The sequence below is a fragment of the Planktothricoides sp. SR001 genome (assembly GCF_001276715.1).
In the GTDB taxonomy this organism is placed as follows: domain Bacteria; phylum Cyanobacteriota; class Cyanobacteriia; order Cyanobacteriales; family Laspinemataceae; genus Planktothricoides; species Planktothricoides raciborskii.
In genome coordinates this window covers 14,750-33,301 of record NZ_LIUQ01000003.1, presented here as the reverse complement: position 1 = coordinate 33,301, position 18,552 = coordinate 14,750, and the positions used below count along the sequence as shown (strand labels likewise).

At 43.3% G+C, this 18,552-nt stretch carries 16 protein-coding genes; 4 read left to right on the top strand and 12 right to left on the bottom strand.

All coding sequences use genetic code 11. The features are described 5' to 3' along the window. Nucleotides 1-138 precede the first annotated feature (138 nt). Together AM228_RS02545 and AM228_RS02540 are read left to right on the top strand one after the other, a co-directional pair. A complete protein-coding gene (locus AM228_RS02545; RefSeq protein WP_054464536.1) occupies nucleotides 139-2,025 on the top strand; it encodes a WD40 repeat domain-containing serine/threonine-protein kinase in 1,887 nt (628 codons plus the stop codon). Nucleotides 2,026-2,153: 128 nt separating this feature from the next. Further along, the gene (locus tag AM228_RS02540; RefSeq protein ID WP_054464535.1) at nucleotides 2,154-3,125 is read left to right on the top strand and encodes an alpha/beta fold hydrolase; all 972 of its coding nucleotides are present in this window, start codon (nucleotides 2,154-2,156) and stop codon (nucleotides 3,123-3,125) included. On the opposite strand, the gene AM228_RS02535 is transcribed toward AM228_RS02540, so the two are convergent. The 3 genes from AM228_RS02535 to AM228_RS02525 all read right to left on the bottom strand — a co-directional run bounded on the left by AM228_RS02535 (nucleotide 3,096) and on the right by AM228_RS02525 (nucleotide 6,694). Further along, the gene (locus tag AM228_RS02535) at nucleotides 3,096-4,220 is read right to left on the bottom strand and encodes a bifunctional 2-polyprenyl-6-hydroxyphenol methylase/3-demethylubiquinol 3-O-methyltransferase UbiG (protein ID WP_231636555.1); all 1,125 of its coding nucleotides are present in this window, start codon (nucleotides 4,218-4,220) and stop codon (nucleotides 3,096-3,098) included. The genes AM228_RS02540 and AM228_RS02535 overlap by 30 nt on opposite strands. Nucleotides 4,221-4,335: 115 nt before the next feature. After that, nucleotides 4,336-5,439, bottom strand: a complete 1,104-nt coding sequence (locus tag AM228_RS02530) for a bifunctional 2-polyprenyl-6-hydroxyphenol methylase/3-demethylubiquinol 3-O-methyltransferase UbiG (RefSeq protein WP_082348714.1) — start codon at nucleotides 5,437-5,439, stop codon at nucleotides 4,336-4,338. 184 nt (nucleotides 5,440-5,623) lie between these two features. Beyond that, the gene (locus tag AM228_RS02525) at nucleotides 5,624-6,694 is read right to left on the bottom strand and encodes a bifunctional 2-polyprenyl-6-hydroxyphenol methylase/3-demethylubiquinol 3-O-methyltransferase UbiG (protein WP_054464533.1); all 1,071 of its coding nucleotides are present in this window, start codon (nucleotides 6,692-6,694) and stop codon (nucleotides 5,624-5,626) included. Nucleotides 6,695-6,952: 258 nt separating this feature from the next. Here AM228_RS02525 and AM228_RS02520 point away from each other — a divergent pair, with 258 nt between their 5' ends. Beyond that, nucleotides 6,953-9,106: a hypothetical protein gene (locus AM228_RS02520; RefSeq protein WP_054464532.1), complete on the top strand. Its 2,154-nt coding sequence runs from the start codon at nucleotides 6,953-6,955 to the stop codon at nucleotides 9,104-9,106. A 54-nt stretch (nucleotides 9,107-9,160) separates the two neighbouring features. Here AM228_RS02520 and AM228_RS02515 read toward each other — a convergent pair whose 3' ends face one another. The 3 genes from AM228_RS02515 to AM228_RS02505 form a co-directional block, all read right to left on the bottom strand. After that, the gene (locus tag AM228_RS02515) at nucleotides 9,161-9,751 is read right to left on the bottom strand and encodes a 5-formyltetrahydrofolate cyclo-ligase (protein ID WP_054464531.1); all 591 of its coding nucleotides are present in this window, start codon (nucleotides 9,749-9,751) and stop codon (nucleotides 9,161-9,163) included. 9 nt (nucleotides 9,752-9,760) lie between these two features. Next, entirely contained in the window at nucleotides 9,761-10,477 is a 717-nt protein-coding gene (locus tag AM228_RS02510) for a PspA/IM30 family protein (protein WP_054464530.1), read from the bottom strand. A gap of 112 nt (nucleotides 10,478-10,589) precedes the next feature. Then, nucleotides 10,590-12,050 (bottom strand): hypothetical protein, encoded by a 1,461-nt coding sequence (locus tag AM228_RS02505; RefSeq protein WP_054464529.1) that lies wholly within the window; start codon nucleotides 12,048-12,050, stop codon nucleotides 10,590-10,592. Nucleotides 12,051-12,671: 621 nt separating this feature from the next. Between AM228_RS02505 and AM228_RS02500 the strand changes: the two genes are divergently transcribed. Further along, nucleotides 12,672-13,064 (top strand): hypothetical protein, encoded by a 393-nt coding sequence (locus AM228_RS02500; protein WP_054464528.1) that lies wholly within the window; start codon nucleotides 12,672-12,674, stop codon nucleotides 13,062-13,064. 303 nt (nucleotides 13,065-13,367) lie between these two features. Here AM228_RS02500 and AM228_RS02495 read toward each other — a convergent pair whose 3' ends face one another. The 6 genes from AM228_RS02495 to AM228_RS31635 form a co-directional block, all read right to left on the bottom strand. Continuing rightward, nucleotides 13,368-14,276: an Rpn family recombination-promoting nuclease/putative transposase gene (locus AM228_RS02495; RefSeq protein ID WP_054464527.1), complete on the bottom strand. Its 909-nt coding sequence runs from the start codon at nucleotides 14,274-14,276 to the stop codon at nucleotides 13,368-13,370. 522 nt (nucleotides 14,277-14,798) lie between these two features. Next, a complete protein-coding gene (locus AM228_RS02485) occupies nucleotides 14,799-15,233 on the bottom strand; it encodes a DUF1810 domain-containing protein (RefSeq protein ID WP_054464525.1) in 435 nt (144 codons plus the stop codon). A gap of 345 nt (nucleotides 15,234-15,578) precedes the next feature. Then, nucleotides 15,579-15,866 carry a hypothetical protein gene (locus tag AM228_RS02480; protein ID WP_054464524.1) on the bottom strand — a complete coding sequence of 96 codons (288 nt, stop codon included), beginning with the start codon at nucleotides 15,864-15,866 and terminating at the stop codon, nucleotides 15,579-15,581. A 355-nt stretch (nucleotides 15,867-16,221) separates the two neighbouring features. Then, nucleotides 16,222-16,479, bottom strand: a complete 258-nt coding sequence (locus tag AM228_RS02475; protein WP_054464523.1) for a hypothetical protein — start codon at nucleotides 16,477-16,479, stop codon at nucleotides 16,222-16,224. A gap of 352 nt (nucleotides 16,480-16,831) precedes the next feature. Further along, entirely contained in the window at nucleotides 16,832-18,229 is a 1,398-nt protein-coding gene (locus tag AM228_RS02470; protein ID WP_054464522.1) for a serine/threonine-protein kinase, read from the bottom strand. After that, on the bottom strand, nucleotides 18,226-18,375 hold the full coding sequence (locus AM228_RS31635) for a hypothetical protein (protein ID WP_156331478.1): 150 nt from the start codon (nucleotides 18,373-18,375) through the stop codon (nucleotides 18,226-18,228). The genes AM228_RS02470 and AM228_RS31635 overlap by 4 nt, the downstream gene beginning before the upstream one ends. Between the last annotated feature and the right edge of the window lie 177 nt (nucleotides 18,376-18,552).

Genomic DNA, 18,552 nt, shown 5'->3' with positions numbered 1-18,552 from the left:
GCCAGTTATCTGCTGCCAAACTTGCCTGCTCAAATTTAGGCTGAAAATTTAGGCGAACAATTAACCGACGGTAAAAAATGATCGGCAAAATCCTGGCGCAGAACTATGATAATACAAGTCTCCTGAACGGTGGTGTTTATGAGTTATTGCTTTAATCCAGTTTGTCCAAACCCTCAAAATTTAGATGAAAGCCATTGTTTAGCCTGCGGTTCACTGCTACTCCTCCATAACCGTTATCGCGGCATCTCAATTTTGGGGAGAGGAGGATGTCGGAGAACTTTTTTAGGGGTTGATGAACGCGATCGGGAAAACCAGTTTGTTGTCATTAAACAAGTGATGATCCAAGACAGTTTAACCTTCGGAATTCAACCAAGCGACAACTATTTGAACAAAGCGATAGATCTTTTTTTTAAGGAAGCTGAAGCGTTACAAAGTTTGGGCAATCAACCTCAACTTCCTGCCGTAATAGATTACTTTGAAGAGCGGAAACAACTCTATCTGGTGCAAGAATTTATTGAAGGAGAAAACTTACTAGAAGAATTAAAAGAAGAGGGAGTTTTTAAAATTAAAAAAATTGAAAAATTGTTAAAAGAATTATTGCCGGTACTGAAGGTAATCCATGATAATCAGGTGATTCACGGCAATATCAAACCAGAAAATATTTTGCGCCGCAGTACATCTGAACCCAATCGGGATCGCGGTGAAGCTAGAGAAGGTGAATTGGTGCTGATTGATTTTGCCCTTTCTCCCGAATTGGTGAGTATGGGTTTGGTGAATACCGGAGTGGCCAAGTTAACCAATGAATATGCACCCCTTGAGCAGGTGCGTTGTGGCACGGTATATCCGGCCAGCGATCTGTATAGTTTGGGCGTTACTTGTATGCGACTGCTGACGGATGCGCCGATCAATGAGCTTTATGATTTTCTTAAAGGCGGGTGGCGTTGGTCAGAGGCGATCGAGCAAATTAAAACCGGATTAAGTGAAGAATTAACGATCGTCCTGGAAAAACTCTTACAAGAAGGGCTAAACGATCGCTATCAAACTGCTGAACAAGCCTTGGCAGACCTCTTGGGCGCGGTGCCGCCGCACCATCTCACGGTACTCGAAGAACCGGAACTTCAGGCAAATCAATCAGAATCGGTGGATACCCTCAAGGGTCATACTGGCTGGGTTTGGTCTGTCAGTTTTAGTCCTGATGGCAAGTATATTGCCAGTGGCAGCACTGATCACAAAATTATTTTATGGGATGTGGCAACCCGTGCCGCCGTTGGCACCATGATGGGTCATTCGGATATCGTTTTATCCGCAGTTTTTAATCCTGAAGGCACGATCTTAGCCAGTGGTTCGCGGGATAAAAAAATCGTCCTGTGGGATGTGGCCTCTTGTCAACCCATTCGCACCCTGGGGGGCTGGTTTTCTGGCCATTCAGAATTAGTCAATTCCGTTGCTTTTAGTTCTGATGGTCAAAGTCTGGTCAGTGGAGGTTGGGATAGTAAAGTGATTTTATGGGATGTGACAACGGGTAAGCCGCGTCATATTCTCAAAGGTCATTCCGGTTGGGTTTATTCGGTAGCCATTAGTCCTGATGACTCAATTGTCGCCAGTGGTTCTCGGGATCAGACGATTATTCTGTGGAATGCAAATACTGGTAAACCAATTCGTACCCTGGATAGCGATTTTGGTTTGGTGAATGTGGTGGCTTTTAGTCCCGATGGCCAAACTTTAGCCGCTGGCGGTTTTCAACCTAACAATATTATCCTCTGGGATGTGGAAACGGGTGAACAAATTTGCTGTTTTACCGGCCATACAGAACGGGTGAATGCGGTGGCTTTTAGTCCTGATGGCAAGACTTTGGCCAGTGGTTCCCGGGATGAGACGATTATACTTTGGGATCTGAATATCGGAAAACGCAAGCAGACCTTAACGGGTCATACAGAGCGAGTTTTTTCGGTGGCTTTCAGTCCCGATGGTCAATTACTGGCTAGTGGCGCGGGAGACGATAGCATTAAAATTTGGCATACCTAGGCATCCGGGACAACCACCGCCATTGGATTGGGGGCAACCACCGCCATTGGATGGGGGCAACCACCGCCTACGGAAAAGCCCCTACTATTATGGATATTGGGTAGGGATTCTTTCAATGAGGTTGCTGAATGTTTATACCCATCGGCTTTGAGCAACATAGTGTGGTGACATCCCTCGGCACTATGGTTTATTACACTGAGGCTGAGGAACTGTGGCGTAGATCGACGGAGAATGAGGGTGAACCGTCCTCAAACGATTCAGCCACTTCAGCATCTTTCCCAGGCTCCAGCCTGGGAACGTTGCCAACTTTGGTTTTTTTGCACGGGTTTGGTGGCGGGTCATCGGCTTATGAGTGGTCTAAAGTTTACCCCGCTTTTGCGGCAGATTATCGGATTTTGGCTCCGGATCTGATTGGTTGGGGGCGTTCCGACCATCCCGAAAGGAATTATCAGGTTGACGATTATATTCAGACGATTATTGAGTTTCTGGAAAAAACTGGCGATCGCCCCACAACGGTGATTGCTTCGTCGCTGACCGCTGCTATAACTATTCGGGCAGCGATCGCTCGTCCAGAATTATTTAAATCGCTAATTCTCACCACTCCTTCGGGACTGTCTGACTTTGGCGAAGACTATCGAAATAACTTTTTTGCCCAAATCGTCAAAACTCCCATTCTCGATCGCTTCTTCTACAATGTGGGCATTACCAACCCATCGGGGATTCGTCGCTTCTTGGAAATTCGCCAATTTGCCAATCCCAGCCGCATTTATGAAGAAATCATCGCCGCCTATTTAGAGTCGGCTAAACAACCCAACGGCGAATATGCCGCCCTTTCATTTGTCCGAGGGGATCTGTGTTTTGACTTATCCCTTTATATGGGGGATCTGACTATACCCACGGCAATTATTTGGGGTCGCCAGTCTCAATTTACCAGTCCAGAAATCGGCCAACGGTTAGCCAAACTTAACCCCACTGCGGTTAAGGTATTTCAACAGTTGGACGACGTAGGTTTAACCCCACAATTAGAATTACCGGGGTTAACCATTGGGTTGATTCGCAAGTTTCTGAAACTATTTTCTGCGGCAGAGAATCCAGCGTAATTCCAGAGGAGATTTAAAATCCCGATCTTTGAGCGGAAAGAGATTTTCTCCCTCACACCATTTAATGAACCAGCCAGTCGGGGGCCATGCTTCGATTGGCTGGTGTTCTTTTTCGTACTCTACAACTGATTCATCGGCAAGGATTTCTAGAGGTAATTGCGTGATCGCTTCTGCCAAATCCTGACGAGTAAATAAACAAGACCAATTCACTTGGGACAACTGACGGGCTACCTCATTCGGCTCATAATCGTCCACTGTTAAAAACATACTAAAAAGTAACAAACCCCCGGACTGGAGACAATCGGCCATTCTTGCTAACAAAAGCCGCAATTGTTCCACGTTTTTAAAATGGGAAGCGACCACTTCCGCTAAAACCACTAAACGATAATGCGCGGGTCGCAGTTTGACTTCTCTGGGAGCGAGAATATCTCCCAGAAAAACCCGCACCGGCAATCCTAACTCCTGGGCTTGGGATTTCATTTGCTGGACAAATTCCGGGGTTAACTCCACCGCATCTACGGGATAACCTGCTTGGGCTAAAGGAATAGTATTGCGTCCGGTTCCTGCCCCCACATCCAACACTGGCACCTGACTAGGTTCCCCTAAAGCAGCCGCTACAGCCATCAGTTTGGCATCGGGATGAGTGCCAAACAAAGGCGGTTCTCGATTGTCCAACCATTTTTGATACTGTTGGGCAATTGTCCCGACTTGAATTTTGATGTCAAAGCGTAAACCATCTCCTGGTGGTTCTACAGGTTCATACTGAAAGAACAAAGTAGAGTGAACCGAGGCATCAAATCCTTCTTGTAATTTCAGGGCTAAGTTGCGAGGAATTTCGCTAACCGCTTCAGAGTCAACTTTAGCGCCAATGGATTGAAAGATTCCGGCAATGCGATCGAGGCAATTATGCAGCATTCCTGGGACACAGGGCATCGTCACTTGTCCACGGGCGACAAATCGTTCTTGCAATTCTCGCCAAACCGCTTCTTTGAGCATGGGTTTTTGTCTCGGTTGCGGCAATTCTGGGGCGGGAATTTCTGAGGGAATTTCTGAGGAATTTTCTGAGGAAATTTCTGATAAGTTCGCGTCAAACATTCGTTAATTACCTTGATTTGTTATTGGTTGAAAAGTTGTTTCAGAAACCGGGTTTCGTGGTTTCATAAACCCGGTTTCTTCAAGAAACCGGGTTTCTTGCAGACAAATCGGGTTTCTAAGTTCGCTGACAAAGAATCCAGCGAAGTTCTATGGGAGGTCGATTTAAGGCTTTCCAAAAAGCATCCCGCCCCGTTGCCCAGTCACAATACCAGCCCGTAGGAGGCCATGCTTCGATGGGTAAATGTTGATGTTCGTAGTCAAAAGCCGATTCATCAGAAATCATTTTTAATGGCAGTTTGTCCATTGCCCAAGCGAGTTCGGCATAAGTAAAAATAGTAGAGATTTCTGATTGAGCAATTTCTCGGTCGAATTGCTTCGGTTCATAGTCACCGATGGGCAAAAAAGAGTTAAAGAGTAATAAGCCTCCGGGGGCTAGTAAGTCAGACATTTTTGCTATTATTTGTCTGAGGTCATTGGCAGTTCTTAAGTGACAAATTACTTCAGAAATTAAGATTATTTGATAATTGGCCGGTCGGAGTTTTACTTGTCGAGAGTCCAGGACATTTCCTTTAATGACTCGTACAGGTAAGTTGGATTTTTCCGCCGTTTGTTGAATTTGTTCTGCAAATTCTGGGGTTAATTCTACGGCATCGACAGGATAGCCTAGGTTGGCTAAAGGGATTGTATTTCTGCCGGTTCCTGCCCCAATATCTAATACTTTGATTTGTTGGGGTGGTTGATTCATGGCAGCAGCGATCGCCATTAATTTGGCATCGGGATGAGTGCCAAAAAAAGGCGGTTTGCGGTTTTTTAACCAATCCTGGTATTGAGCAACTACTGAGTAGTTCATTAACCCAATATTAAAAGTTATTCCTCGCTCTGGTTCTAATATGCTTTCGTATTTAATTCTAATCCGAGAGTGGGGAGATTCTTGAAATCCTTGGTTAATTTTGGCGAGAATTTGTTGATAGAGTTCTTTAAGTTTTTCGGAAGTGGGTTTAATGCCAAAAGCGTTAAATAGGGCATTAACTCTTTGGAAATAGTAATGCTTCATGCTGGGAATGCAAGGCATGATTAACTCACCGCGCAGCAAAAATTTATTGGTCAGTTCGGTGACAATTTGCTCCCGAATTACGGCGGATACGGTGCGGTTTGATTTTTTCGCGCCTTGGCCGTTGACAATGGTTAGTTTGGGGGTGGAAATGGTTTGAGCAATCATAGTTTTTGTTGTTGGTTGATGGTTGTTGGTTGGTGGTTGATTGTTATTGGTTGATAGTTGATGGTTATTGGTTATTGGTTGATGGTTGATGGTTGATGGTGACAAAAACAAACAACAATCAACAATCAACAAACAACAACCAACCAACAACAAATAACAACCAACCAACAACAAATAACCAGTATTAAATTCGACGACAAACAAGCCAACGCAATTCTATGAATGGTTTTTCATCGGTTTGGGCAAAGAGTTCCCACCCGGCAGCCCAGTTGGTGAAGCGATCGCACGGGGGCCAAATTTCCTCTGGTCGATGGTGTTGTTCATACTCTAGGACGGATTCATCGGTGATTAACTCTAGGGGCAGGTCTGCCATTGCTTCGGCGAGTTCTTGCCTGGTGAAGATGGGACACCACTGGAGTTGGGCGATTTGGCGAATGCCCGGATCCGGTTGATAGTCGTCAGCAGCGAGGAATAGGCTAAAAAGTAATAAGCCGTTCGTTTGCAGGCTATCGCACATTTTTACTAGGAATAGTCGCAGGCGATCGCTGTCATAACAATGGGCAGCCACAATTTCCGGGGCGATCGCCAATCGATAATAATTTGGTTCCATTCTGACTAACGGATCGCAAATATCCCCTGGAGTCACCGTCACCGCTTTTCCTTGGGCGTTGATTTCTAAGTGGCGGAGAAATTCTGGGGCTAACTCCACCGCATCCACAGGAAAACCCTGGGCCGCTAAAGCAAAAGTATTGCGCCCATTGGCTGCCCCCACATCTAATATTGGTGCTTCTGCGGGGTTGCCCAATTCTGCGGCTAATGCCATCACCTTGGCATCGGCATATTGACCGAATAAAGGCGGATTTTGGCTTTCGACCCAATCTTTATATTCATCCTCAAAAGAGGCAACTTTCACGGAAATATCAAAAGTTAATCCTTCTTGTTTGCCTTCGGCGGGTTTGTAGTGCAGCAGTAGTCTGGCATGAGGGGAAATTTGAAAACCTTCGTGGAGTTTTCGCGCTACAATTTGACTCAACCGTTGCAGTTGTTCTTCATTAAATTCGCTACCCAGGGCATCAAAAATTCCTAGAATTCGCTTCATCTGGGAAGAATGCAGTACGGGAACGCAAGGCATTAACATTTCTCCCCCAGCAGCAACGGAGCGATTAAAGGCATCCATTAGTAGAGAATTCAGCACATCTGGATCGGTAATTACAGGTCGCTCTTTGGTGGGGTTTAGGGGTTGTGAAGATGTCATAGGATCTGTCTATTTGTACTTGAATTATTGCAGTGTTTCTGTGGTTATTTGTTTAATGGTGCAAGTGCGATTAATTTTTTGAATCTAATATAATATGGATTCTGGGATGATTTTTTTCGGTTCACAATTAGACTTTAGTCTAATCCACCCCTGCTGCCCAAATCTTCTATCATTGATTCCATCTAATTTTTCTGATTTCCCTGGGGTTAATCAACCTTCACAAAACGAAATCCAACTTAGTGTAAAACCGAGAAAAATATGCCAAGTCACTCTCGCAGCAAGAAAAAGAACACGGATCCGGTATTTGTCCCCCAAATACAAACCCAGTTGCAGTCAAGTTCCTGGGTTCAGTCAGCGGAAACTATGAATCCAGACTTAGAAGTGCCAGAGTTGCAAATGGAACCAGAACCCCGCGAAGGTTTTGGGCAAGGTTTTGGCCATCGTTTAGGGAATATTTCTATTTCAGCGCCCGCTACACCGCCTGAGTCACCAGGTTTGCCAACGATCCAAATGAAAGGTGACGCTCCCAATATTCAATGCAAGCTGACTCCAGAGCAGGTTAAACACGCTAACCGAATTCGTAAAGCCAGAGGCTTGCCACTTTTGCCTGTCGAACAAGCAGGGAAACTAAATAATATTGAAGAAGCGATCGGGCATTCCACTGCGAATCAGCCCCCAGCGAATCAGCCCCCAGCGAATCAGCCCCCAGCGAATCAGTCGGTTGCCAATCAACCAGTTGCCAGTCAGTCGGTTGCCAGTCAGCCTACAGAGGAACAAAATATTCCTGAGAATCAACAGTCACCGGAAATTTTATTAAATAATGGAAAGCTGAGTCTTCAGGAATTGAAGGATTTTTTGCAATCAACGACTCTCGGTGCCATTGCTTCATTGAATCCCCAATCTGAGACAATTCGTAATATTTTAAAATATCCTTTGGGACAAAGTTGGCATACTGCCAAACATGAATTAGCAGAGGGAGATGAAAAAGCTAAAGCGCTCATGCGTAAAATCTGGGAATTTCGTAAATGGCATCATAGAAACATTCTGGAAAGGGCAAAAACGAGAGTTAACCAACTCACCACAGATGAAAATGGATTAAAAAACTGGTCAGCAGCCGGAAGCGAAACTTTAACTTCTGATATTGACGTGAATTTGAAAGGAACAGAAACGGAACTCGCTGTCAAAATTTTTAATGAAGAGTTTAAAAAAGACGGTTGGGATTATGAATCAGGAGTTGTTTATGATGTGAATGTTTATGCTTTAGACTTTATGCATACATTTGGGGGAGTTGAGGTGGACGGTCATCAACTGACCCAGAAAGAAGGAAAACGACAAAATCAAATTCAAGGCGGTTTTAAAGAATCAATCTTATCTCAACAAGATAAGGAGCAACAGGATGAATGGTCTTTGGTTAAAGTTAGATTATATATCTCTAATCCTGTGCAGTGGGAAGAGTATGCGGAAGCCGCCGGTCTTTCCAAGAAGAAAAAAGAAAGCATAGAAGCTAAATATCAGAACTATGTTAAAGAGATTTCTGAGGAAATGTCTAAACAAGCGAATATCTCCGTAGATGCGGCTGAACAGAGTGAAGATGATATGGCGAGTGGGATTACTGGTTTGAACAGTACAGCCGAGAAATTAATCCATCAGCAATTGGGAGGAAAATCGTCTAGTGGTGAAGTATTAGCGGAAAATTTACTGATGGGATCGAGCAACCGAGTTTATGAGAGAAAATTGCAAGAAGTATCCCAGTTACGCAAGGAGCTAAAAGATGCGATCGCTCGTTATAATAATATGGTTGAACAGGGGGATAATGGTGGAACAGCTTTCGGTGGCGTGACGGGGCTGGAAATGCTCAATGGTTATATAGAAGTCAAATTAAAAGCCCTGCGAAAACTCGTTTCTGAATCGGCACTTTTTTCCAATGAAGCTTATGTAACTGATGCCGCAGTTTATCATGCAGTGGTTGGACTTCAAGGGGGAAATGCCATTGAACAAAGCAAAGCAGAATCGATGCAAGCCGTTACGGAAAATATGGGAGATGCCCTAAAAGAAATTAGCCGTCATAATGATACTCTTGGCGAAGCGGCTTTTAAATCGGCGAAGTATATTTGGCGGATGGCAGATGCCGCTAAAAATATGGGATTTAGTACGATTTCAGGAGTCAATGATTTGTATGAAGTGGGTTATAGTATTGCCAATGAAATTAAAGGACAGGGAAACGTTGATGAAAAACAGGCTAGTGAAGCTAAGATGAATACAATTGGCATTACCACAGGCAGTCAATTAGTGGCGAAGGTTCTCACAGTAGGGACGGCAGTTCGTCGTCAATATACTCAGCTTACAAAAGAGCAGCAAACTTCCTTAAGTCAACCAACTCCTTCGGGTAAGAAAACTAAAAATACCAATTGAACGAGAAACGGGGTTTTTGATCCTACAAAAAAAGAAGAAACCGGGTTTCTCTTGTTATTCGAGAAACCCGGTTTCTGTGCCTCCAACCCGGTTGGTTAAACAATAATCCGTACAAATTGCATCCAAAGGTTTGTCCCAAGAATCGATGGGTAATTCCGGTAGTCGGGCAAATTCAAAGACAATGCCAATGGTGGGTTTGTGACTCCATTTTGGGTCATTTAAGAGGCGATCGTAAAAGCCACCACCATATCCTAAGCGGTATCCTCGCAAGTCGCAAGCTACGGCGGGAACGAGGATTAAATCAACCATTTCCGGTGATAAAATTGGGGCATTAGCTAATGGTTCTGGGATGCCGAATGCCCCTTTTTCTAAAGGTTCTCCCGGTTGCCAAGAATGCCAAACTAAGGATTGATCAACACAGCGAGGAAATCCCCATTGTTTATTAGAATTATCCTCTGAGTTAAATAGAGGACTTAGGTCGGGTTCTTGGCGAAAACTAAAGTAGGCTAAAATGGTTTCGGCTTGCTGAAACATTGAGGCAGCTTTGAGATGATGACAGAGGCGATCGCTCTTCAGTTTCCATTCTGCCTCAGACAGGGATTTGCGCTGTTGTAAGCATAACTTGCGTAATGCCTTTTTATCCATTTTTCCCCTTTATTGCCCGGAGTTAGCCCCGGAATTATTGCTACCGGGCAACGTTCCTTTAGGCTGTTTACTTTCCAACATTTGTTGTTTCATCGCCGCTAATTCATTATCGATATTATTAGATTCTAGGGCAGAAAATTGCTTTTCTAAATCATCAGATCCCAGGGAGGCGATCGCCTCTGAACGCGCTTCTAATTGCATCACCTTTTCTTCCATCCGTTCAAAGGCTGACATAGCGCTGCTAGTGTTTAAACTACCTAGCATTTCTGATAGTTTTTCCGACGCTTGTGCCGAACGAGCACGGGCAATATATAAGTCTTTTTTCGTCTTCGCTTCTGCGATTTTACTTTCCAACCCGCGCATATTATTTTTTAATTGAGCCACAATCTCTTGTTGACTGTCAATTTGACCCTTTAGGGAATTGGCAGTTTGCTGATAAGATTGCCGTCTGGTTAACGCTTCTTTAGCTAAGTGTTCATCCCCTTTTTGCAACGCTAATTGTGCCCGTTTGTACCATTCATCGGCAGTAGATTTCGCTTGCTCATATTGTCGTTCAGTACGTTTTTGGGTGGCGATCGCCTGGGCAACTGCTTGGCGAACTTGGATCAAGTCCGTCTGCATATCCATCACCGCTTGTTCCAGAATTTTTTCTGGGTCTTCTGCCTTACTAACTAAACTATTAATTTGGCTGCGAATTACTCGCATGATTCGCTCAAATAATCCCATTTTTCTAACTCCTGTTATTTTATTTGTTCTTTGTTGTTGGTTGTTAGTTATTGGTTATTTGACAGCTTAACGAGTAACCAATAACTAATAACCAATAACCGCACACAATTCCCTACGGTTGTTGATAAACTTGAGCAGCAAATCCTTGTTCCTTGAGATACTGCACCATGTTTTGAGCGGAAGCTGTATCTTCAAATGCGGCCATTTGCACTTTTACCCCGTTAGGAAATTCTCGCAGATATGCATCGGGAATTACTTGCCGTGCCAGATATAAACTGTCTTCATTTTGATAATCAATCACCACATAAAAGAATAAGGGAAATGATTGAGTACCCACGCTTGGTTCCGGTAATTTTTCTGGGGTTTTGGTAGCTGGATTTTGGCTTGTTGCGGCGGCGGTTGGAGAACTTGCCCCTGTTTTGGCTTCAGGAGAATTATTGGCTACATTGGCGTTATTAGAATTGGCGTTATTAGAATTGGCGTTATTAGAATTGGCGTTATTAGAATTGGCGTTATTAGAATTAGTCGCCCTGGCGTTGGGCAAATTATCTTGCACTGATTGAGGCAAGATGGCGGTATTTAGATTTTCCAAACTGGGATAATTTTGATCGGGAACCGCAGGGGTGGTGGTGGTGTTTGGATTGGGATTCGGCGATGGAGAAATCGGCACTGTTGGCAATGATTGCTCTGGAATCGTTGGCGGATTTGTTTCAGAATTACGGCTAAGAGTACCTAATGTGTCTAAGTCTAAAGACACAAATTCTTTATCCGCTAAATTGGGCGATCGCGGTACTTCCGGTAATGGAGTTTGAGTTGGAGATGATGCCGATGATGCAGAATTTTCCGCCGTGACCACAGGCTTGCGATCGCCAAATCTGCCACTAATGACCGATGCTACAGTTCCTAAAGTCAGGACAAATAGCAAGGTGACACCAACACTTAAAGGACTGAGTAAACTTTTCAGAGAACGGCGGCGCAGTCTTCGGTTTCTCAATTGGGTTGGCAAGTGGGTTGGCAAGTTGTTGGGCGTAGAATCTTCCAAACTACCGAGTAGCTGTTCCGATGATTCTAAATAATCATTAGAATCATTAGATTGTGATATCGGATTCTGGGAATCCTGGGAATCACTGTCCGCTAAATTAGCATTCGATGATAAAGGATCGCGATCGCCAATGTTGGGTCGGTTGGCAGAAAGCGAGGCTTCTAATTTCTCAGGCAAAACCGCTTCCGGGGAAAACGGAGATAACCCAGAGGAAAAAGGATTTGACTGATTCGGTTCTCTGAACTCCGAGGCGATCGCCTCTGACGGACTTTGTGCCACCGCTGGTGTGGTGGAGGTTTCTCTCAACCCTGGTATCGTAAACAATTCCAGATTGTTTGGCGCTGTTGACCGATGACGATAACCAGAAGGCTGAGGCGCCTCTGCCTCGATCCGTTTTTTTCGGCGGTATCGAGCCAATTCATCATCAAGCTGCACATCTAAGCTACCCAAAACCGCTTGCAACTGAGGATTTAATTGATCCGCTTGACGGTTAAGTTTTTTCAGGTTGTCCACGGAGGTTTGTTGATTCATCAGACAGATTCCTTAAATTTGCGCGATCTTTGTATAATTTTATTGTGCGATCTTACCTAGGGAGAACGCTTAAGGGAGCAAAATTTGAATAATGTGCTTTTAGGGCAAGTTGGCTGGTTTATTATCGCCAGTTTTTATGGGTGAGTTGTTGCTTCGATCGTGCATCCGCTATTTGAGGACTATATCATTTTAGATTTTCCGATGCTGTTTTCACCCGATCGACCTTGAACTCTTGGGATCGTCTATGGTTTGAGTGGGGGTCTGGGTGGGTCGATCTTGTTGATCGCCCTTGACCAGGACTATATCCTCGGAGGCGATCGCCAACCATTGCCCCCAGAGGATGTGATGCAGATCACTATTTAGCCCTAGATACCATCACAGCAATTATTTGCACCAGGTTACATAATGAAAATGCAGCAGCTACTCAATAACTCTCCGAGGCGATCGCTGTGCTACCGGCTTCCGGCTTCTGGGCGACTAAATTGGCGTGATACCTCTTAAAGCTACACGACGTAAAAAGCTGCTATTTTCAAAGCGTGTTTGCGATCCGCTTAATAAGCTTATCGCCAAGCATCCAGGAGCATGACTAAGTAATTATGATAATTAGACTGGAGATTGTCTATGCTAATTCTTAACGAACAGGAAGTAATATATTGTCAAGTCGTTCGCCCTGGCCGAGGCAAATTTGGTAAACTTTCTGGATTGGCCTATAATAACCGACTTTTTTGTAAAATTGAATCCTATCCCATCACTGAATATAAATCCGCCGTAAATCGAGCCAGAGAACTGTTTGATGAAGAGCAACAACAGGTCATTTTTTTACTGGTCGAAGAAGCTAATGCTTATACGATCTGGCGACACGATCAACAATTGGTTTCTCTAAAAAATTTTAACGCCAGCAAAGATTTTCATCCTCCCATAGACTTTCTAGAGTTATTAGATAAAATTTGTGAAACAAGTTCACCAGCAAAAAACCGAGTTTATGAAATAAAAATCAAAAAATTATCTGGTTAAAAATATCTCGTTATTATTTACTAGATTATTGTTACTAGATTCTTGGTTTTTAACGCTGCCTTAAAAAACAGAAGATAATTAATTTTACAGCTAAAATTAAAGCCAAAATCAGTCTTATTAACTTTGTGTACTCTGTGCCTCTGTGGTTCCAATTGGTTCTAGTTAATATTCAACCCAAAAATATTTACCACAAAGACACGAAGGACACAGAGGAATAACTTATCAGAAATTATCAGAGACTAGAGAAGTACCTCCTCGTCAATGAACAATATGAACAGCGAACAATTGTCCATTGTTCGCTGCCTACTGCTGTTCTAACCAAACTTCTAAGTCCGATAAACTTTCAAACTCTAAAATTTCCTCAGTTAGATTTTCCAAATTCCCCAAAGGTAAGTTTTCAATTTTGTTACTGACGGTAGCGGGAATTTCTCCAAACCGCTTTTGCAGTAACCGCATTAATAGGGCGATCGCTTGTTTGATTCGTCCTTGTTGTTCCCCTTGTTCTGCCGCATAAGCAAGTCGTCCCCGTTCATCTTGTAACATGATCCCTCGGCGATCGACCGCTGCCAACTCGTCTACGGTCATATTCGCTTGGTTAGCCAAATTTAGAGCAAAATTTATCTCTGACACTGCCCCCAAACTTTCCGGTATCTCATCTAAACTGGCGGCTTTTTTCAAAAAATAAAGCCACTTATCGCTCAAAGTCTGTAACTCCTCAAGCGTTTGATGGAATTTCGGCAACTCCACAAAGACTAACTGCAATTGATCGTCCAGCAGCTTGAATTTTTTGGTCACTTCCTGAAAAACAAACTTGTTGATCGTATCGGTGGTTTCTTTAAAAAGAATAAAGTCGGTAATTGTCACCGCGATCGCAGGATTGAGCAGAGGATAATCTTCCCCGGTGACTAACTGATTGCTGTAGGCTTTAGCTAGGTTATAAGCCACCCGTTTGTTAAAAGCAGTCATCGCAGCCACTTGCATTTCAATTACTACAATTGACCCGTCAGCTAAAACCGCCTTGATATCCAAAAACGTATCTTTTAAGGTAAGTACCTGACCGGGGTTATAGGGGTTAACAATAGTCAAAGATTGAATTACTTTCTCCCCATCATAGACGATCGCATTGAGAAAGCTGATTAAAATTTCCTTGCTTTGTTCTGAACCAAAGATTTTTTTAAAGGCGTAATCGACCTTGGGATTAATAAATCTCATAATTTCCTCCCGATTTTGCCTGTGCGTGGCTATTCTTATTTTAGCTTAATTTTAGCATAAAGCTTTGGCTTTTTTCACCACAGAGGCACAGAGAAACACAGAAAAACAACTTATCTCAGAATAAAGTAGCGATTTTTTTACAATAAACGGGGGCAAAAAATCTAAAATTAGTCCAATTTAATCGAAAAATAACCATCAAAAAAAACTTTAAATACCTATTGACAAATATAAAAAAATAGACAATAATAATAGTTATAAAGAGATGAAGGCGAATTGGGGCAAATGTAATACAAGCCCAAGCGATCGCCAGGGGCGCCCGGCCCGGAGTTGCCCTTCTTAACACCAACAAAAACATCAAGAAAGTTAAGAAATTTTAGGAGCCATCGAGTTCCTCTCCGGGTCAGGCAAATCCCTTTATCGCTTCACAACCGGAGAACCCTCTGGCGGGGGTTCTCCTGGGCATTTTTCGCTATTTTTTCACCACAAAGACACAAAGAACACAAAGGCGATCGCCCCGATTCTTCACTCTTCCAACCCCAACAACTGCAAGGTCTTGGTATCTCTTTGCCCGTGGTAAAATCGATCTAACAATTGCACAAACAGAGAATCCGCAGGTGATACTACGGCAAATAAAGTGGCACAGGAACGCAATTTAAGGTCATCGGGGGAGCCAAAAATTTTATCTGCCGATCGCCCGGTAATGCCTAAAACTGTTGTGGTACATTCAAGTAAGCGATCGCCTAATATCGGATGGGCTAAATAGGCTTTAGTTTCGTCTAGACTTTGGATGGCATATTTTTGTGACATAGCGCTAAAACCCAAGCCTCGATATTGGGGGAAGATGTACCATATCCAGTGCGATCGCTTCTGACCGGCTTTGAGTTCGGCTAAGGCGCGATCGTAGGTTGTAGCTTGTGCGTCCAGGAAACGTTTTAGATTGTACGGATCGCTGTTCATGTTAGGTCTTGCAGTGAGTTAGACGGCAGGGAATAACGCCGCACTGATTGATTATACTGTCACCCCGTCAGACTTGCTAAAGGAGAAGATTGGTGGTGGGGTAGAATTGCCATAGCGATCGCCTATCTCTTGCCTATTTCAAAATAAAATAGCGATTCCCTCTGATCCGTTGCCTATTTTTTTCACCACAAAGACACAAAGGACACAAAGATAAAACTTATCAGAAAATAAAATAGCGATTTTCTCCGGGACGCTGCGCGATCGCCTCTCAAACTCAGTTGATATACTTCTTCACAAATTCCGATGGGGTTAAAGATTCAAATTCTCCGGTTTGAGGAATGGCCATTATCTACCTTGGTGGTTTTTTGATTCACGCTCTTGAGATATTTCTCGTTTAATATCCTGGACTAGATTAATAATTTTTTCCTTTGAATCATAGCCTGCTTCGGTAAAAGCCTGTTTTAATTCTTGCTGCAATTCTTCGGCTGACATCAGATTTTTTCTTACTGGCAAATCGGTTTCTTCAAACAGAATAATTACTCGAACTGACCTCTGTGCAGTCCCTTCAATTGGTTGGTCTAAAGATAATTGACCGGATGGATCAATTTTTCCAGTAGTCGTAATTGCTTTCATATTTATAATTTTGCTGTTAGGTCTGATGAGGAGTTATCAAGCGGATTATATCACTCATTTTCATAAGGTCATAGATCGCCCATCCGTTGCCTATTTGAAAATAAAATAGCGATTCCCTCCGGGACGTTGCCTATTTTTTTCACCACAAAGACACAAAGAAACACAAAGAGAAAAATTATCGGAAAATAAAATAGCGATCGCCCATCCGCTGCCTATTTGAAAATAAAATAGCGCTCGCCTCAACAAAAATTATCAGTCAAAAAAAATGGGGTTATAAAAGCTTTATTTGCCTGTTCTTGTACCTCTTCGGGAAGCTGAATTAATTTCTTCCGAAAAGTTTTCGTCATACTTGAATTCATGGTTTTGGAGGAAAAACATCATCAATTGAATCAATGTCACCAGCGGCAATTTCTTGATGTACCATTTCCGCGATTCGATCCCATTGCTCATCTGTCGTAGCTTGAAATCGAGATTTCCATGCTTCCTCGTCTTCTAGTTCAGCCAGCCAACGACTGGCAATGGTATTTTGTTCATCTATGGGAAGTTTCTCGATTTGGGCGGTAAGCGAAGCCATGCCCGAAGGGCTTTTCGCTTTTTGAAGTAACTCAGTCATATTTGATTCAAACCTTAAATCATGGTTGGTTACAGATTATTCTCATTTTACCATTGCTCAAAAAAAGCTAACTTACCTCATCTTTCCCCTATTTGAAAATAAAATAGCGATTCCCTCCGGGACGCTGCGCGATCGCCTCTTATCCTCACGCTGATCCGTTGCCTATTTTTTTCACCACAAAGACACAAAGGACACAAAGGCGCCCATCCGTTGCCAATGAACAATCAACAATCAACAATCAACAATCAACAACGATACGTTGCTGATTGGAAAATAAAATAGCGATCGCTCGTTTCCGTCAACGGGTTAAAACCAATAACAATTAAGTTCGCTGAACGTGGATTAATAATAATTATGAAATTCTACAGACTGCCAGCCTTCTGACCAGAGCCGAAAATCTTTTCACAAAAAACCCCATATCGAACAACTCCGCTGTAAGTCTCCTCAGTCCAGCCCCACCAACTGGGAGATGACCCGGAGGTGCAGTATTATTAAATGCGATGTCTTGATACTTCAGCCATTTACCTTTTTTACGCCACCCTACACGATCGCCAAATTGTTCCCAGATTTGCTTACCATATTCTTCTCCAACTCCGCCAAGCTCTTCTAAGATCCGAGACTGAACCGAAAACCCAAAATAACCCTTTGAATATTTGACCCACAACTGGTCAATAGTGCGTAAGTCTTTACAAGGGAAATTCTCAATGTCTTTACGTCGGAGAAACGGTAAAGACTTTCGATTCATTACTTCCAGCATCTTTTTAGCAGTTTCTTCGTCTGCTGCTTGCCATTTTCCGGCTTGCAAAAGGTGGCGTAGATGAGTATAGTCAATGCCCTTATCACTTTCGAGAACCACATTTTGATTATGTTTTGCAGACCTTGGGGGATTGAGTGCTGCTAAAACTTCCTCGGCTGATTTATAGCGCCGATCGAGACTTCGTTGCAGCATTTTATCGAGAATTTGAGCCAGTTCATCACTGATGGCTTCAGGTAAACGATCGCGCCACAGCAATCTGTCTTCATATGCATCGAACAAATCACAAGGATTAACCCCAGTTAACAAGTGAATGCAGGTGGATCCTAAACCGTAGATATCGCTGGCAAATGTAGCTTTTCCTAAAGACTGTTCAGGAGACTGATAACCCGGTGAACCGATCGCGGTTCCCACAGACAAAGATGTATCCGTGACGAATTTAGCCGCTCCAAAGTCCACCAAAACCAAAGCCCGATCGCTATTTCTGCGAATAATATTTTCTGGCTTGATATCTCGGTGAATCACTTGTTTTTCGTGACAAAATTGCAGCACTGGTAACAAATCAGCCAGTAGTTCTTTGATTTGCTCTTCTGTGAAGACGTTTCGCTCAAGTTCCTTTTGTAAGTTTTCCCCGTCGATAAACTCCTGGACTAAATATTGGCGTCCTTCTTGAGTAAAATAAGCAAACAGTGCGGGAATTTGAGGATGTGAACCCAAAGTCTCTAATCTTTTTGCCTCAAGATCGAATAATTCAGCGGCTTTTTGTTGGTTAGCGGTGCCTTGAACTTGGGGTAAAAACTGCTTAATCACACAAAAAGGTTTGGATGGCTTGTCTTCATCACAAGCTTTAAAAGTGCGACCAAAGCCGCCTTCTCCAATCATAGATAGAGCACGATAGCGATCGCGCAGGAGCAATTTCCCGCCACACTTTTCACAAAACTGATTCTCTGCCCGGTTTTGCTTCAGGCAATTAGGATTAAGGCATTGAGTCATCATATTGGCGTTGATATTTCTTTAAACTTGGGGCGATGGATCGCGATCGCCGGAATCAGAAGCAGATCGACCACCAAGCCCCCATAATTGCCCCCATAATTATAGAGCGATTCAATCCGATATATGACATTGCAACAGCCATCTGTCATAGCTAATCCTGACGCTAATTCGTTGCTTATCCTTATCCGTTGCCTATTTTTTTCACCACAGAGACACAAAGAACACAAAGTCGCCCATCCGTTACCAATCAACAATCAACAATCAACAACCAACAACCAACAATCAACAATCAACAACCAACAACGATTACCGGAATGTAACCTAGA

What these genes read in the sequence shown, in the direction of transcription:
- AM228_RS02485 (WP_054464525.1), bottom strand. Translation starts at nt 15,233, where the DNA reads ATGAACAGCGATCCGTACAATCTAAAACGTTTCCTGGACGCACAAGCT.
- AM228_RS02535 (WP_231636555.1), bottom strand. Translation starts at nt 4,220, where the DNA reads ATGTTTGACGCGAACTTATCAGAAATTTCCTCAGAAAATTCCTCAGAA.
- AM228_RS02520 (WP_054464532.1), top strand. Translation starts at nt 6,953, where the DNA reads ATGCCAAGTCACTCTCGCAGCAAGAAAAAGAACACGGATCCGGTATTT.
- AM228_RS02530 (WP_082348714.1), bottom strand. Translation starts at nt 5,439, where the DNA reads ATGATTGCTCAAACCATTTCCACCCCCAAACTAACCATTGTCAACGGC.
- AM228_RS02500 (WP_054464528.1), top strand. Translation starts at nt 12,672, where the DNA reads ATGCTAATTCTTAACGAACAGGAAGTAATATATTGTCAAGTCGTTCGC.
- AM228_RS02505 (WP_054464529.1), bottom strand. Translation starts at nt 12,050, where the DNA reads ATGAATCAACAAACCTCCGTGGACAACCTGAAAAAACTTAACCGTCAA.
- AM228_RS02480 (WP_054464524.1), bottom strand. Translation starts at nt 15,866, where the DNA reads ATGAAAGCAATTACGACTACTGGAAAAATTGATCCATCCGGTCAATTA.
- AM228_RS02525 (WP_054464533.1), bottom strand. Translation starts at nt 6,694, where the DNA reads ATGACATCTTCACAACCCCTAAACCCCACCAAAGAGCGACCTGTAATT.
- AM228_RS31635 (WP_156331478.1), bottom strand. Translation starts at nt 18,375, where the DNA reads ATGACAGATGGCTGTTGCAATGTCATATATCGGATTGAATCGCTCTAT.
- AM228_RS02510 (WP_054464530.1), bottom strand. Translation starts at nt 10,477, where the DNA reads ATGGGATTATTTGAGCGAATCATGCGAGTAATTCGCAGCCAAATTAAT.
- AM228_RS02540 (WP_054464535.1), top strand. Translation starts at nt 2,154, where the DNA reads ATGTTTATACCCATCGGCTTTGAGCAACATAGTGTGGTGACATCCCTC.
- AM228_RS02515 (WP_054464531.1), bottom strand. Translation starts at nt 9,751, where the DNA reads ATGGATAAAAAGGCATTACGCAAGTTATGCTTACAACAGCGCAAATCC.
- AM228_RS02495 (WP_054464527.1), bottom strand. Translation starts at nt 14,276, where the DNA reads ATGAGATTTATTAATCCCAAGGTCGATTACGCCTTTAAAAAAATCTTT.
- AM228_RS02545 (WP_054464536.1), top strand. Translation starts at nt 139, where the DNA reads ATGAGTTATTGCTTTAATCCAGTTTGTCCAAACCCTCAAAATTTAGAT.
- AM228_RS02475 (WP_054464523.1), bottom strand. Translation starts at nt 16,479, where the DNA reads ATGACTGAGTTACTTCAAAAAGCGAAAAGCCCTTCGGGCATGGCTTCG.
- AM228_RS02470 (WP_054464522.1), bottom strand. Translation starts at nt 18,229, where the DNA reads ATGATGACTCAATGCCTTAATCCTAATTGCCTGAAGCAAAACCGGGCA.